Origin of the sequence: Mycobacterium spongiae (assembly GCF_018278905.1) — a bacterium.
In the GTDB taxonomy this organism is placed as follows: domain Bacteria; phylum Actinomycetota; class Actinomycetes; order Mycobacteriales; family Mycobacteriaceae; genus Mycobacterium; species Mycobacterium spongiae.
The window spans coordinates 3083319-3098440 of record NZ_CP046600.1 but is presented as its reverse complement, the minus strand read 5'-3'; the positions used below and the strand labels follow the sequence as shown (position 1 = coordinate 3098440).

Sequence of the window (15122 nt, the reverse complement as noted above, 5' to 3'; positions counted from 1 at the left end):
TGGCGTCCGCTAGCGTTGTTCAGCCGCTGCCGGGGCCGCGCTGCGCAACGTCTCCAGCTGCGCGATGGCGGTGTTCAACCTTTTTTGGAACATCGACACGACGCGCGCGCGCACCCGCGGTTTGTGCGACAGCGGCGGAAGCAGGTCAGACAGCAGGTTCAACCGTGCTGAGCTAAGCCAGTCGGTGAGCTCGGGGTCGTCCAGCCATCGGTGAAAATTGCGGAGATCGGATTGTGTGAGCCGCATCCAGTCCGAATCGCAGTCCGGGTGGGGAATCGGCATGCAGAGGTCGTTTTTCAGCTGGTCACCGTCGTAGGCGAATTCGACGTGCGCGATGAACGCGGCGCTAAACACCTGTTGGCAGCCGCGCACCGCTTGCAGGGTGATGGCGTCGCCGTCGAAGACGGGCTTGGCTTCACGTTGCGGCGCCCCGTCAGCGGTGCAGTCGATATACAGCGCCGAGGGCAGCGCGGGAATCGATCCGTCGTCGAGCACGATCGTGGTGGGCTCGATGCTGTGGACGTGGCCCTTTCGGACGATGTCGCGGACGCGGCGCAATTGCTCGAGTTCACGATGCGACACCGTCGAGCAGCGATACATGCGGGGACGCACCGAGGGGTCGAGGCGCAGCAAGGTTCCGGCCGACTCCAGCCGCTCGAACAAGTCCTCCGCTGAGGATGCTTCCCCGATCGCCTCGAGCGTGGCCCCATAGCTGGACCGGAACTGGTCGATGAACGTCGGGCCGGGCTGTAGCGTGGCCCGGTCGATCAGCCAGGAATCGCGCGGCATGATCCAGGTCAGTTTGTCGGGGCTGACGTCATGTCGAAGCAGCCACAGGCAGACATCTATGCCGGTCTTGCCGGCGCCGACGATGACGTACCGGTCGCGCGTGGTGAACTTGGGTAGTTCGTTGGGGGCGATGCAATCGGTGCCGGGTGCCACCGAATACGGTGCGGGCCGCATGGACGGCACGATGGCGCGCAGGTAGGTGGCATCGACAACCCGCTTCTTGACGGTGACGTGATATTCGGCGCCTGCCAGTGTCCGGAACCGTCCGTCGCCCAGATACTCACTCATCGGGAAGTACGAGACGCGCTGCGTCGGAAGAAACTGTTGTTGCATCACCGCGTCGAAGTAGGCGCACACCTCACCCACCGGTGCGAGCTCGTTGAGTCCTTGGTTCCATCCGACGCGGTCAATGGTGTTGTGGCCCAGGGCTCGTGAATTCACCCCGTAGTACGCCGAGGGCTGGTGCAGGCGAACGAAGGGGTAGGCGGTGGTCCAATGTCCACCAGGTTGACATGCGCGGTCCACGATGACGACGTGCGCCTCCGACTCGGTGACGACCGTGTCGGTGAACGCCATGCCCATTGCCCCCGCACCTGCCACGAGGTAGTCGGTCTCCAGGGATTTCGCTGGCCCGTGCGCAAGCCCGTGCGCAGGCTCTGTCATAACCCTCCTTCGCGGCAGTTGGAGTCTAAGCCCGCGATTGGATCCGACTAACGATCGGCCGGGGCAACGCAGGCCTGGCCGTGTTCGGCTACTAATATCAATAGCCGATATCGAGGGCCGTAATATCGGTTGGCGTGTACGTGGGAGTTCAGACATGAGTGATTTGCCGAGCCCACCCGTAGTCCCGGATGAGCTGCGCCGGCGACTGGGGCTCTTTGATGCGGTAGTGATCGGGCTGGGGTCGATGATCGGCGCCGGAATCTTCGCCGCCCTCGCGCCCGCAGCGCGCGCGGCCGGTTCCGGGCTGTTGGTCGGTTTGGCGGTAGCCGCCGTGGTGGCCTACTGCAGCGCAAGCTCGTCGGCGCGGCTGGCCGCCCGCTATCCGGCTTCGGGAGGCGCCTACGTCTATGGCCGGATGCGGCTGGGTGACTTCTGGGGATATCTGGCGGGGTGGGCGTTTGTGGTCGGCAAAACCGCATCCTGCGCGGCGATGGCGCTCACGGTCGGCTTCTATGCGTGGCCGGCGCAGGCACATGCGGTGGCCGTCGCCTCGGTGGTGGCGCTGACCGCGGTGAACTATGCCGGGATACACAAGTCGGCCTGGCTCACTCGGTCGATCGTCGTGGTGGTTCTGGCGGTGTTGGCCGCGGTCGTGGTTGCCGCGTTCACCTCGGGTGTCGCGGATGCGGGGCGACTCGAGATCGGTCCAGACGCGCCGGCGTGGGGGATACTTCGGGCTGCAGGTCTCTTGTTTTTCGCCTTTGCCGGGTATGCCCGCATCGCCACCCTGGGGGAGGAGGTGCGGGATCCCGCCCGCACCATCCCGCGTGCCATTCCGGTGGCACTGGGCATCACCTTGGTGGTGTACGCCGTCGTCGCGGTGGCCACGATCACCGTGTTGGGTCCGCAGCGACTGGCCGATGCGCCCGCGCCGTTGTCCGAGGCCGTGCAGGTGGCGGGGGTGAATTGGCTGGTCCCCGTGGTTCAGGTAGGCGCCGCGGTGGCCGCGCTCGGCGCGCTGCTGGCCTTGATTCTCGGTGTCTCACGCACCACCTTGGCGATGGCGCGCGATCGGCACCTGCCGCACTCCCTAGCCGCCGTGCACCCTCGGTTCAAGGTGCCCCATCGCGCCGAACTGGTTGTCGGCGCAATCGTTGCGGTCTTGGCGGCCACCGCGGACATTCGTGGTGCGATCGGCTTTTCGTCCTTCGGCGTCCTGGTGTACTACGCGATCGCCAATGCCGCGGCGTTTACCCTCGGGCTCGATGAGGGTCGGCCGCGGCGCGTGATCCCGGTCGTCGGACTGATCGGTTGCGTCGTCGTCGCGTTCGCGTTGCCGCTGTCCTCGGTGATCTCCGGGGCGGCCGTGATCCTCGTCGGCGGAGCCGCCTATGGTGCGCGCCGCATCCTGGGTCGTTGAGCGCGCCGGGATGAATCTGATAGCCGCCCAAGCGGTCATCCGTCCGGATCTGGTTGACGGGTCCGGCCCCGGTGAGGGGGCGATCTTGACCGAGCCGCATTAATCGATTATCGTCGATTATCGATGAATGCGACAATACTTGACCGGACGACAGCCGACGAGTGGGCGTCATGGTTTCGTGCCCTCGGCGATCCAACGCGGGTGCTCATCCTGCACCTATTGGCGAATGCCAAGGCCCCCATGACCGTTGGCGAGCTCACCGAGCGCCTCGACGTGGGCCAGTCGACGATTTCGCATCACCTTGCGAAGTTGGCTGATGTGCGGTTCGTTCTTGCTGATCAGCAAGGAACGTCAAGCCTGTGGCGGATCAACACCAAGTGCCTGGCGTGTTTCCCGTCTGCGGTCGATGTCGTCATGGGTCGCATACCGGCCGAGTTCATCAATGAAACCCAAGTTCAGCAGTGACGTCCTGAAGTCCAAGCTCGCCAAGAGAATCGGAGCGCACCAATGACCAGCAGCGATATCCACAGTGCCGAACACGGTGCCGTCCATGATGACGTCCGCGACTTCTATCGCCAGGCGGCTCGAACCGGGGCCGCGGAGCTGGCGGGCGATGAGCGCTGGGGCGCAAGCCGATACGACGGCGACACGCTCGCGCAGGTCCCATCGGCCGCCGCCGACCTGTCGATGGGTTGCGGCAACCCGCACGAGATGGTCGACCTGAAGCCGGGCGAAACCGTGCTCGATCTCGGCTCCGGTGGCGGCCTTGACGTGATTGTGTCGGCCAAACGAGTTGGGCCAACTGGCAAGGCATTCGGGATCGACTTTCTCGACGAGATGCTCGACATCGCCCGCGCCAACGCGGCCGAGGCCGGGATCACCAACGTCGAGTTCCTGCCCGGAATGATTGAGAGCATCCCGCTGCCGGACGCCTCGGTCGATGTCGTCATCTCGAACTGTGTGATCAACCTTGCGCCGGACAAGGCGCCGGTATTCGCCGAAATCGCTCGGGTGCTGCGCCCCGGTGGCAGAGTCGCGATCTCCGACGTGGTCGCCGATGACGACCCCGACAAGGTCGCTGACCCCGCGACGGATCGTGCTCAATGGGCCGACTGCGGCGCCGGCGCGCTGCAACACAGTGCGTACCTGCGGCTCCTGACCGAGGCTGGGTTGGCGGAACCGAGCATCCAGTACACGCACGACACCGGTCCCGGTTTCCACGGCGCCATTGTGCGGGCTCGACGCCCATGACGCTCGAGTCCTCGACCCCGGCCCGTTTGGTGTTCGTCTACAACGTCGATGCCACACCGCTGAGTATGCTGCGTGACGTCTACTCGGCGATCAAGACCGGGACCACCGACTGTCATTTGTGCGACATCACCTACTCCGGGCTCATCAAGGACAAGGGGTGGCGACGTTTCGTCGCCAACTTGGCTATCGACGTCGACTTCCAGTTCCGATCGACATTTCATGCGGCGCACCCCAACGACGTCGTCGACTGTCCGGCCGCCTTTCTGGAAACGACCGGCAACGAACTGACCCAAGTGCTCACCTCGGAGGAGATCAACGCCGCCGACGATCTCGACCAGCTCAAGCGAATAGTCACCGACGCCCTGCAACGCAGCGGCCTCTGAATCGGCGCTCTTCGCGACCCGCTATGGGCTGGACAGAGACATGGCCGGCGCAGCAGCGTGCCGCAGCTTGTCCAGGGCCACCACGATGGTGACAACCGCCGCGACCGCGACGATGCGTATCCAGACGTCGGCACCGATCGGTGCGGTGCCGAACACCATATTCATCGCCGGCAGATACGTGATGCAGAACTGAGCGATGGCCTGCGCGGTGACGCCGAGAATTATCCAACGGTTCGAGAACACACCGATCCGCCAGGCCGATCGAGTCAGGGACCGGCAGCTGAACAGATAAAACGCTTCGACAACGACGAACAGGTTGAGCGCCGTCGTGCGTGCTTCGTCCAGCCCGGCGCCATTGCCAAGCTCCCATTCGAACAGCCACCACGCGCTCGCCACCAGCAGCGTGGAAACCAGAAGAATCCGGGTAACGAGCCGACGGGTCAGCAGCGGCTGGCCGGGGTCGCGTGGTGGACGTGTCATGATCCCGGCTTCCTTGGGCTCGAAAGCAAGCATGAGGCCGAGCGCGACCGCGGTGGTCATGTTGATCCACAGAATCTGGGTGGGCAGGATCGGCAGGGCAGCGCCAAATGCGATGGCGGCCAGGATCACTAGTCCTTCACCGATGTTCGTGGGCAGTGTCCACGCGATGAATTTCGTCAGGTTGTCGAACACTGCGCGGCCTTCTTCAACCGCGGCCTCAATGGTGGCGAAGTCATCGTCAGTCAGCACCATATCGGCCGCGTCTTTGGCGACCTCGGTGCCGCCGCGACCCATCGCGACACCAATGCTGGCCTGGCGCAGTGCCGGGGCGTCATTGACGCCGTCACCGGTCATGGCGACGACGTGCCCCTTGGATTGCAGCGCTTGGACCAACCGCAATTTTTGCTCCGGTGAGACCCGGGCGAACACACTGGCCCGATCCACCGCGTCTGGGCACTCCTCGGCGCTCAGCGCGGTCAGGTCGGTGCCGGTAAGGATTGAGCCGGGGGTGGTCGCCCCGTCGCCGTCGAGCAACCCGACTTCGGTCGCGACCGCCGTGGCGGTACCGGCGTGGTCACCGGTGATCATCTTGACCCCGATACCGGCGCTGTGGCAGGCGGCGACGGCGGACGCGGCGGCGGCTCGCGGCGGATCGCTCATCGCCTGAAGGCCGGTCAACGTCAGCGAGCCCGGCAACGACGCCTCGTCGAAGTCGTCGGAGGGGTCGGCGTCGGCCCGGACGGCGGTAGCCAGCACCCGCAACCCACGAGAGGTCAGCATCGCCGCGGCGCTGAGCACCTTGGCGCGATTCAGCGGCTGCAGTGCGCCGTCGGCGCCCATCTGGGCGTTGCACAGATCCAGCATCCGTTCCACCGCACCCTTGGCCAACACGACATGGTTTGACTCGCCGCGATGCAGGGTGGCCATGTATTGGCGTTCGGAACTAAACGTGATCGCAGCCACCCGTGGCATGGTCGCGGCGAGCTGCTCCGGGTGGAATCCCGCCTTGGCGGCGACGACGAGCATTGCGCCCTCGGTGGGATCGCCGACGATCTGCCACTGCGTGCCCTCGTGAGCAAGTGCGGCGTCGTTGGTGCAGGCACCGGCCAACAGTGACCAGCGAAGTGCCGCATTGGCGTCGACATCAGCCGGCGCACCGTTCGCGTCGCACAGCGCGCCGGTCGGTGCGTATCCGGTTCCGGTCACCTGAATCAGGCCGTGGGGTGTCCAGATCGACTGAACGGTCATTTCGTTCTCGGTCAGCGTTCCGGTCTTATCGGCGCAGATGACCGTGGTGCTGCCCAGCGTCTCGACCGCCGGCAAGCGGCGGATGACGGCGCGGCGCGTTGCCATTCGGGCCATGCCGATGGCCAACGTGATGGTGACGGCGGCCGGGAGACCCTCGGGAATTGCCCCGACCGCCAGGGCGATTGCTGCGGTGAACGTTTCGACGGCATCCTGGGAACGCAGCAATCCCACGCCGAACGTGACCGCTGCCAGGCCCAGGATGGCGATAGTCAGAATCTTGCTGAACCACGCCAGCTTTGCCGTCAGCGGTGTCTGGACAATCTCGGCGGCACCGACGAGGCGATGAATTTCACCGAGTTCGGTCTCGGCACCGGTCGCCACGACGATGCCGGCGCCATCGCCGGCGGTTACCAGGGTGCCGGAATAGGCAATATTGCGCCGATCAGCGACCGGGGTAGTTTCCGGCAGCACGACCTCGTCTTTTGACACCGGTGCCGACTCGCCCGTCAGCGCCGACTCGTTCACGAACAATTCGCTTTCCCGTACGAGCCGCAGATCGGCGGGAACCTTGTCACCGGCTTCGAGGACAACAAGATCGCCGGGAACCAACTCGTCGGAGGCGACGATGCGCTCGCGGCCGTCGCGCACCACCTTGGCCCGCGTGCGCACCATGGACCGCAGGCCCTCCAGCGCTGACTCGGCTTTCGATTCCTGAATGAAACCGACGATCGCGTTGACGATGACCACACCGAAGATCACCGCAGAGTCAACGAATTCTTTCAGGCCGGCGGTGATCATCCCGGCCGCGAGCAGGACATAGATCAGCGGGTGATGAAACTGGCGCAGGATGCGTACTAGCAATCCTGCGGTTGCCGCCGGCGGCAACCTGTTGAGCCCGAAGCGCTCTAGGCGCTCGGCTGCTTCGTCGCCGGACAGTCCGCGGTGCGGATCTGTCTCGAGCAGCAGCACCACTTCGTGCGCGGGCAACCCGTGATGGGCCGCCGTGGTGGACACGGATATCGACACTCGCCTCACCTCACAAGGAATGTCAACCGCTGATTCGTTCGAGCCTGCCAAACGGGGCGGTTGGCCGATGAGAGCCGAAGGTCACCACCTGGTGAAAAGGCCTGCGGTTCAGCCGGTCTGTGGTTCAGCGGCCGGATGAGGCCGACTACGATTGCGTCGGGACCGCGCGCCCGCTCGGCACCACCATGACCGGTCGGTGCGAGTGGTGCAAGGTTCCCATGGCCACGCTGCCGAGCAGGATGTCTCGTGCGGCGGAATGCCCCTGTGATCCGACGACCACGGCGGCCGCACCGCGGTCCTCGGCGGCCGCGATGAGAGCGTCCGAGACGGCCCGCGCGTGGGAGCCATGCTTGCGATCGACACTGAGCCGGACGATGTCGCCGCCTCCAGTCACGGCCGGATCGGCCGGCGGCGGCGTGACGTTGTGGTCTTCGTCGACCGCGACCAGCACCACATCCCGCTGAGTGAACAGCTTTCTGGCTGACGTGATAGCCGTTTCGGCACCGGGCGAGCCGTCCCAACCCACGAGCACCGGCCCTTCCGGCAGCCCAGCCCATTCGGCCGTCAACATCGGATACGGGACGACGACGACGGGTCGCGCACAGGACCGCACGACCATGTCTGCAACGCTGCCGAGTACCGCTTGGGTGCCACCGTGCCCGCGAGAGCCGACGAGCACCAGCTCGGCGTGGACTTCTTCTGCGGTCTGAGCGAAGCGCAGTCCTTCGGCGCCCCAGGTACGTTTCAGCAACGGCTCGGCGTCCCATCCCGCAGCGCCAGCCAGCGTCACTCCCATTTCCACCAGCCGTTGGGCTTGGCGCTGCCCCTCCCGCTCGACCATCTCGGTCGCCTCGCGGGTATCGCGCGTGATGCTTCGCACTCGATGACGCACCGCATCGCTGGCGAATGGGGGGACCCACAGGTAGGTGATCCACCCGTGTGCCCCCGGAAACAGCAACGTGCCGGCATCGATCGCGGCGTTCGCGCTCGGCGAGCCGTCGTAGCCCACGATCGCACCCACTGGCAAGGCATACCTCCTCATAAACTGTGCCGGCCTCACCGGCTCATGTGTGGCGCCGACCCGGGTCGAACTCGCTGGGTCGTAACATCCACTAGTTCATCTCTACCGCATTGGCGAGGCAGGCAGCGAGGGCGAATTCGTTTCGGGTACCCCTGACGCTAGGGGACCGCCGTAGCAGGCTCGCCAAGTGATGCTCTTCGGGCGGATCGAGTGTCCATCATCGCGCCGTGGCATCCAGGTCAATCTCAGCGTGTTGTGGTATTAATAAGTTGTCGGTCATATCATGAATACCGCCCACGAGGAGGATGCGATGGAGGCCCTTCGACGGCGCATCGTCGCCGATTTCGAGACGGCCAACGGCCGGCACGACGACCCGCAGATTTACGGCGGACCACCCGGGGACCCTGGCCTGATCGGTCCCAACAGCGTTTCCTGGGAGCTCCACGCCGATCTGGCGGCGGTGTCGCAGGCTGGCCTGGCAACCATCGTTCTCGAGATCCTGCACCCATCGGTCATCGCCGGCGTGCAGGACATGTCGAGCTACCGCCAGGACCCGTTCGGACGGGCACGGGCCACCCTCGGCTACGTCCTGGCCACCACGTTCGGCAACACCGCTGCCGCGACGGCGACCATCGAGCGGGTCAAGCACATCCACTCCTTCGTCACCGGCGTGCGCCCCGACGGCGTCGGCTACCGCGCCCTGGACCCAGAACTGATCGCCTGGGTGCACACCTGCATCCCTTGGATGATCATGCACACGTTCGAGCGGACCAACCGGCCTCTGACCGAACGCGAGAAAGACCGATACCTCGCCGAGCAGGCCGTCATCGGCCGAATGGGGGGAGCCGAGCACGTGCCCGCCTCGGTCGCTGAGCTGAACGACTTCGTCGCTGCTATGCGGCCGAAGCTCGGCGTCACCGCGCAGACCCGTGAGTTCATCGACTTCCTGCTGACCGCTCCCTTCTTGCCCACGCTGCCGGCCGCGGCAGACCGCGCCCTGCATGTGCTCGCCGTCTATGCCGGAATGAGCTACGCACCGCGCTGGGCGCGGGAGTTGACCGGCTTCGACCGGCCGTCGGTGATGACCCGCAGCCTTATCGGCCCCTTTTTGCGGCTCAACGTGCAGACCCTGCGGTGGGCGTTCGACAAACCGGCCTACGTCGACCTGGCTCGGCAACGGGCGGCGGCCATCTGCGAACCGGTGGCGGTCCCGTGATGGCCGACTCTCTCATCGAGCTGGTCAGCTCCGCCTCGACCGCCGGCAGTGTCGACGAGGCTGCCGATCGCACCAGCCAGCGCATCATCGATGCCGCACTGCAAGAGGCGGCCAGCGTCGGCATGAATCGGTTCACCGTCGAGGACGTAGTGCGCCGCGCCGGCGTCGCCCGCATGACCGTCTACCGGCGCTACCCGCGCCGCGACGACATCGTCGCGGCCCTGGCGCTGCGCGAGACCCAGCGTTTCCTCGCGGCTGTAGCCAACGGCATCGAGCACGCGGAAGATCCCCGCGAGGGCGTCGCGGAGGCGTTCATTGCGGCAGTCACCTTCGCCCGGGCACACCCGATGATGCGCCGTGCTGCACACACCGACGAGGCGTTGCCTCCGGCCGAGAACGCCAAGATCCTTGCGCTCGGGTCGATGTTCCTCGCCAACTACTTGCACGGCGACGAGCCCGGCGAACCATCGCAGCACCAGCGTTGGGCGGCGGACGTGTTCGCGCGGCTGTTCTTGACCTACATCTCGATGCCGCCGACCGATCCCGACTTCGGTGACGAGGCCGAGCTGCGCCAGTTCGCCCATCTCGTCCTGACCCCGATCGCCGAGCACGCCGTCGGACGCGAGTAGTTAGGCGAATTAAGGCTCCGGCCCCGGTTGGCAGCTGGAACCTCGGGCTAGTGCGTATGTCGTAGGGCGTTATCGAACACTCGACGCCATGGTTGCCTAATAATGCGCTAATTCACGCTCCCGTCAGGCTTCAGCGTGGTACATGTGAATGGGCTAACCGTCTCGTGATGGCGACCGGGTGCTAGGCCGGTTCCGTGGAGGTGCGTCATGTCGTTTCTGATCGCGATGCCAGAGGTGATGGGGGCGGCGGCTGCCGACCTGGCTGGTCTGGGTTCGACGCTGGGCGCGGCCAATGCGGCCGCGGCGGCGCAGACGACGGGGATCTTGGCCTCCGCCGAGGATGAGGTATCGGCGGCGGTTGCTTCGGTGTTTTCTGCCTACGGCCAGGCCTATCAGACGATGAGTGCCCAGGCGACGGTATTTCATCAGCAGTTCGTGCAGGCCCTGACAGCAAGCCAGGGCTCGTATGCCGCGGCGGAGGCCACCGCCAATGCGACCCTGCAAAGCGTCGAGCAAGACGTGCTTGGGTTCATCAACGCGCCGACCCAGGCGCTGTTGGGTCGCCCGCTGATCGGCGACGGCGCCAACGGGACGGCACCAGGGGAGGCCGGCGGGGATGGCGGGCTGTTGTTCGGCAACGGCGGGGCCGGCGGGCCCGGCGGGGCCGGCGGCGATGCCGGGCTGATTGGCAATGGCGGCGCCGGCGGCAGCGGTGCGGCCCTGGGCTTGTTCGGCGGTCACGGCGGCAGCGGCGGGCTGTTGTTTGGCAACGGTGGGGCTGGCGGGGCCGGCGGTACCGGGGCTACCGGGATTGGCTTGCCCGGCGGCAACGGAGGCAGTGCCGGGATGATCGGCATCGGCGGGGCGGGCGGGGCCGGCTCCGAGGCCGCCGCCCTGACTGGGAACACCGGGGGTGCCGGGGGTGCCGGTGGGAACGGCGGGTGGCTGCAGGGCGACGGTGGTGCCGGCGGCATTGGCGGCGCCGGCGGCAGCGCCGATGCTGCCGGCGGCCTCTTCGGTTCGACTGGAGGTACCGGTGGTACCGGTGGGATTGGCGGTGCCAGCGGTCTGTTCGGCGCCGGCGGCGCCGGCGGGCAAGGCGGCATCGGCGGCGAAGGCGGTGTCGGCGTCGAAGGCGGCGTCGGCGGGTCCGGCGGTACCGGCGCTGTCGGCGGGTCCGGGGGGTGGCTATTTGGCGACGGTGGCGCCGGCGGCGCCGGCGGGGAGGGCGGCACGGGTGGCGGCGGCCTGGCGGAGGACGGCGGCACCGGCGGCGAAGGGGGCAGCGGCGCTGTCGGGGGATCCGGGGGGTGGCTGTTCGGCAACGGTGGGGCCGGCGGCGTCGGCGGACAGGGCGGCACCGGCGGCCTGAGTTCTGCTAACGAAGGCAACGGCGGCGCCGGAGGCTCCGGTGCGGTCGGCGGGGCCGCGGCGTTGCTGTTCGGGGCCGGTGGGGCCGGCGGGGCCGGTGGGAACGGCGGCGACGGCGCATTGGCCATCGGCACTCCCGGTGACGGCGGCAACGGCGGCAACGGTGCTAGCGGCGGGGGTGGCGGACTGCTGTTCGGCGACGGCGGCATCGGCGGGCAAGGCGGCGATGGCGGCAGCGGCAACGGCAACCTCGACGGCGAGGGCGGCGATGGCGGCAACGGCGGCAACGCCGTGCTGATCGGCAACGGTGGCAACGGCGGGGCCGGTGGCACCGGGGTGACCAACGGAACCGGCGGGGCCGGCGGCGCTGGCGGGCTGCTGTTCGGCGCTCCCGGAACTGCGGGCTAGCGCGGGGTGAACTGGCTCAAGTCGTAAATGCCGAGGCTCTTTTCGATATCGGCGACACTATCGACCACGCCCTGGAAGCCGGTTTGGCCGAATCGCTGGTGTTCCTCGTCTTCGAAGATTTCGGCCATGTCGCGAAACTCGGCCGGGGATACCACATCCCGTAATCCGGGGAAAACGACGGTGTCTTCGCGCGCCTCATGCGGCTCGTACATCACGATGAACGCCGACATGTCCGCCACCAAAGCATCGCGCGCGGGCTGATCGGAGCCACCGGTTCCCGTTGTGGCGGCGAGCACTCGGTCCGTGAGCGCCCTGCCACGCTCGTGTTGGGTGCGCAAAACGGTCGTGAGGTCGGTGAATTTGTCCGCCTCTTCGAGCCTGGGGAAGACGTACTGTTCTTCCAAGGGTTCGTGATAGTCCTCGATGAAGCTTCGAATGACCCCGGCACTCGCATTGAGGGCTTGAGCTGGAATCGGCTCACCGGCCTGCAGGCGACGGATCCCCTCTCGATAGATCAGCAGGACGCGCTTGAGCACTCCGTGTTCGCGCATCAAGTCCTCGGGGGGTGTGACTTCCACTTCTTCGGCTGAGACTGGAGCGGGATCGTCGGGGCCGGAGCTGGGTTCGGAGCTGCTGCAGGCTGATAGGGCAACCGCACCGGCCGCCGACACGGAGATCTCCAGAAGACGACGACGGCCTACGGCCGCGGGAGCCTGCTCTGTCACGGTCCACACCTCCACTGTTGTCGGGCACTATTGCCGGGCCATCGCGATCCGCAGTGCGTCCTCGGGGGAGACCAGGTGGCCCTCGGCCTGCGCGGCGTCAGCGATCGCGAGCTGCACCCCGCGGACGCGGCCGTTGAAAGCGTTGTTGGCGGCGGGGTAGTCGGGTGAGACGGGCGCTCCGGAGTCCATGCCGACATCGCAGCCGTCATCGGCGGAGTAGACGTTGGGCAGTGTGGCTTCGACGGTTCCCTGGCCGACTTGCTGCCCGTCGGTGTAGAGGGTCACGGTGCCGCCCTTGCCCAGCCCGTCGCCGGCGTAATCGAACTCCATCCGCACCTGATGGGCACCGGGGGTCAGCGGCGTTCCCGCCTCGGCGTAGAAGCGTGTGATGCCGCCAAGGTTGTAGCAGTACTTGAGCTTGCCGTCCTTGGCGTAGAGGCTCCAGCCGCCGATGTTTCCGCCTTGGGCGATGATCACGCCGTCGGCGCCGCTGGCGGGCACGTCGATCTCGGCGGTCACCGAGTGCGACTTATTCTTGAGGTTCAGGACGCAGTTTTCCGAGAGGTGTCCCATTCCGGCGAACAGAAGTTGGGTGTGCCCCTTGATGAGCACCGGGCGGCCAGCGAGATCGGGGTTGATCCGACCGGCGATGTTGTCGTCAAGGGGTAGCACGTTGTAGCGGGTGGCTTCGATGAGCCACAACCGCTGTAGTTCGTGCAGCTTGTCAGGCATCTGCTGGGAGAGGTCGTTGGCTTGGGTCCAGTCGACAGTCGTGTCATACAGTTCCCATACATCGTCATCGAACGCAGGTCTTTCGCCGCCCATCATGTGCCATGGTGTCCCGTGCTTTGTCACCGCCGTCCATCCCTTGTGGTAGATGCCGCGGTTGCCCAGCATCTCGAAGTACTGGGTTTCATGGCGGTCGGGTGCCGCAGCGTCGTCGAATGTGTAGAGCATGCTGACCCCCTCGATGGGGTGCTGCTGCACGCCGTTGACAAACAGCGGCTCGGGGAGGCCGGCGGCCTCCAGCAGGGTTGGGGCGACGTCGATGACATGGTGGAACTGCCAACGCATCTCGCCTTTGGCGGTGATGCCGCGGGGCCAGTGCACGATCGTTCCGTTGCGGGTGCCGCCCCAGTGGGAAGCGACCTGCTTGGTCCACTGGTATGGGGTGTCCAAGGCATGCGCCCACCCCACCGCGTAGTGGTTGTAGGACTGCGGCCCGCCGAACTCGTCGATGTGGCGCTGCAGGAATTCCGGAGTTTCGATCGCGGCCATTCCATTGAAGTTCAGCATCTCGTTGAACGTGCCGTGCAGGGTGCCTTCGGCGGAGGCGCCGTTGTCGCCGATGATGTAGTACACCAGGGTGTTGTCGAGCTGGCCGAGCCGCCCCACGGCGTCGATGAGCCGGCCCACCTGGTGGTCGGTGTACTCCAGGAAGCCGGCGTAGATCTCCATCTGGCGGCGCAACACGGGCTTGAGATCCTCGGGCATGTCGTCCCATGCGGGGATCTCGGCATGCCGGGCGGTGAGGACCGCCTCGGGCGGAATCACCCCGAGTTGTTTCTGGCGTGCGAATGTCTGTTCACGCAACACATCCCAGCCGTCGTCGAATGCGCCCTGGTACTTGTCGGCCCACTCCTGAGGCACGTGATGCGGGGCGTGTGTCGCGCCCGGCGCGAAGTACATGAGGAACGGCTTGTCGGGCGCGAGGGCCTTCTGCTGGCCGATCCATGCGATCGCCTTGTCGGTCATGTCTTCCATAAAGTGGTACCCGTCCTCGGGCGTGCGGGTCACTTCGACCGGGTTGGTGCCCTCGAACAGGGTCGGGTACCACTGGTTCGCCTCGCCGCCGATGAAGCCGTAGAAGTATTCGAAACCCCCGCCGCCGGTCGGCCAGGCGTCGAACGGCCCGGCGGGGCTGGTCTGCCATACGGGCACTTCGTGGCATTTGCCGAACTGGGCGGTGTTGTAGCCGTTGAGGCGGAGGGTGCGGGCGATCGGTGACATCGTGTTGGGGAGCACCGAGCTGTATCCCGGCGATCCTGTGGCGATTTCGGTGATCCCGCCCATACCCGCAGAATGATGGTTGCGTCCGGTCAGCAACGCCTGGCGAGTCGGCGAACACAACGCGGTTGTGTGAAACCGGTTGTATCTCAACCCATCCGCCGCTAACCGCTCAGCGGTCGGGGTATGGCACGGGCCGCCGAACGCGCTTGCCGCCCCGAACCCGACGTCATCGAGCAAGATGAGCACGATGTTGGGCGCGCCCTCGGGCGGACGGACCTGCTCGATGGGCGGATAGGACGTGTCCGGGTCCTTCGCGTCATAGGTGATCAAACCCGTTCGTGGGGTACTGGGAATCGGCAAATGCAACCGCGATGTCATGGCTGTCCTCACGTAGCAGGCGCGCCGGCCCGCCCCTCAACACGGACCGACCGGAGGGACGCTGACCTGGCTGGGGGTGACAGCAAAACCTTACGTCCTCTAGG

Annotated in this window: 12 protein-coding genes; 7 read left to right on the top strand and 5 right to left on the bottom strand. The window is 66.3% G+C overall.

What is annotated here, in order from left to right:
- Positions 1–9: 9 nt before the first annotated feature.
- A complete protein-coding gene (locus tag F6B93_RS12630; RefSeq protein ID WP_211695413.1) occupies positions 10–1452 on the bottom strand; it encodes an NAD(P)/FAD-dependent oxidoreductase in 1443 nt (480 codons plus the stop codon).
- Positions 1453–1606: 154 nt separating this feature from the next.
- On the opposite strand from F6B93_RS12630, the gene F6B93_RS12625 reads away from it, so the two are divergent.
- The 4 genes from F6B93_RS12625 (at position 1607) to F6B93_RS12610 (ending at position 4506) form a co-directional block, all read left to right on the top strand.
- Positions 1607–2872 carry an APC family permease gene (locus F6B93_RS12625; RefSeq protein ID WP_211695412.1) on the top strand — a complete coding sequence of 422 codons (1266 nt, stop codon included), beginning with the start codon at positions 1607–1609 and terminating at the stop codon, positions 2870–2872.
- A gap of 123 nt (positions 2873–2995) precedes the next feature.
- Positions 2996–3337 (top strand): ArsR/SmtB family transcription factor, encoded by a 342-nt coding sequence (locus F6B93_RS12620; RefSeq protein ID WP_211695411.1) that lies wholly within the window; start codon positions 2996–2998, stop codon positions 3335–3337.
- Positions 3338–3379: 42 nt separating this feature from the next.
- Positions 3380–4123, top strand: a complete 744-nt coding sequence (locus F6B93_RS12615; protein WP_211695410.1) for a methyltransferase domain-containing protein — start codon at positions 3380–3382, stop codon at positions 4121–4123.
- Positions 4120–4506: a hypothetical protein gene (locus F6B93_RS12610; protein WP_211695409.1), complete on the top strand. Its 387-nt coding sequence runs from the start codon at positions 4120–4122 to the stop codon at positions 4504–4506. The genes F6B93_RS12615 and F6B93_RS12610 overlap by 4 nt, the downstream gene beginning before the upstream one ends.
- A gap of 21 nt (positions 4507–4527) precedes the next feature.
- Here F6B93_RS12610 and F6B93_RS12605 read toward each other — a convergent pair whose 3' ends face one another.
- Both F6B93_RS12605 and F6B93_RS12600 read right to left on the bottom strand, forming a co-directional pair.
- A complete protein-coding gene (locus tag F6B93_RS12605) occupies positions 4528–7260 on the bottom strand; it encodes a cation-transporting P-type ATPase (protein ID WP_211695408.1) in 2733 nt (910 codons plus the stop codon).
- A 145-nt stretch (positions 7261–7405) separates the two neighbouring features.
- Positions 7406–8287 (bottom strand): universal stress protein, encoded by an 882-nt coding sequence (locus F6B93_RS12600; RefSeq protein WP_211695407.1) that lies wholly within the window; start codon positions 8285–8287, stop codon positions 7406–7408.
- 304 nt (positions 8288–8591) lie between these two features.
- Here F6B93_RS12600 and F6B93_RS12595 point away from each other — a divergent pair, with 304 nt between their 5' ends.
- The 3 genes from F6B93_RS12595 to F6B93_RS12585 all read left to right on the top strand — a co-directional run bounded on the left by F6B93_RS12595 (position 8592) and on the right by F6B93_RS12585 (position 11905).
- Positions 8592–9497: an oxygenase MpaB family protein gene (locus F6B93_RS12595; RefSeq protein WP_246540736.1), complete on the top strand. Its 906-nt coding sequence runs from the start codon at positions 8592–8594 to the stop codon at positions 9495–9497.
- Positions 9497–10126, top strand: a complete 630-nt coding sequence (locus F6B93_RS12590) for a TetR/AcrR family transcriptional regulator (protein WP_211695405.1) — start codon at positions 9497–9499, stop codon at positions 10124–10126. The genes F6B93_RS12595 and F6B93_RS12590 overlap by 1 nt, the downstream gene beginning before the upstream one ends.
- A 207-nt stretch (positions 10127–10333) precedes the next feature.
- Complete coding sequence (locus F6B93_RS12585; RefSeq protein WP_211695404.1) at positions 10334–11905, top strand: PE family protein; 1572 nt, start codon at positions 10334–10336, stop codon at positions 11903–11905.
- On the opposite strand, the gene F6B93_RS12580 is transcribed toward F6B93_RS12585, so the two are convergent.
- Together F6B93_RS12580 and F6B93_RS12575 are read right to left on the bottom strand one after the other, a co-directional pair.
- Positions 11902–12630: a hemerythrin domain-containing protein gene (locus F6B93_RS12580; RefSeq protein ID WP_211695403.1), complete on the bottom strand. Its 729-nt coding sequence runs from the start codon at positions 12628–12630 to the stop codon at positions 11902–11904. The genes F6B93_RS12585 and F6B93_RS12580 overlap by 4 nt on opposite strands.
- Positions 12631–12657: 27 nt before the next feature.
- Positions 12658–15018 (bottom strand): arylsulfatase, encoded by a 2361-nt coding sequence (locus F6B93_RS12575; RefSeq protein WP_211695402.1) that lies wholly within the window; start codon positions 15016–15018, stop codon positions 12658–12660.
- Positions 15019–15122 lie beyond the last annotated feature (104 nt).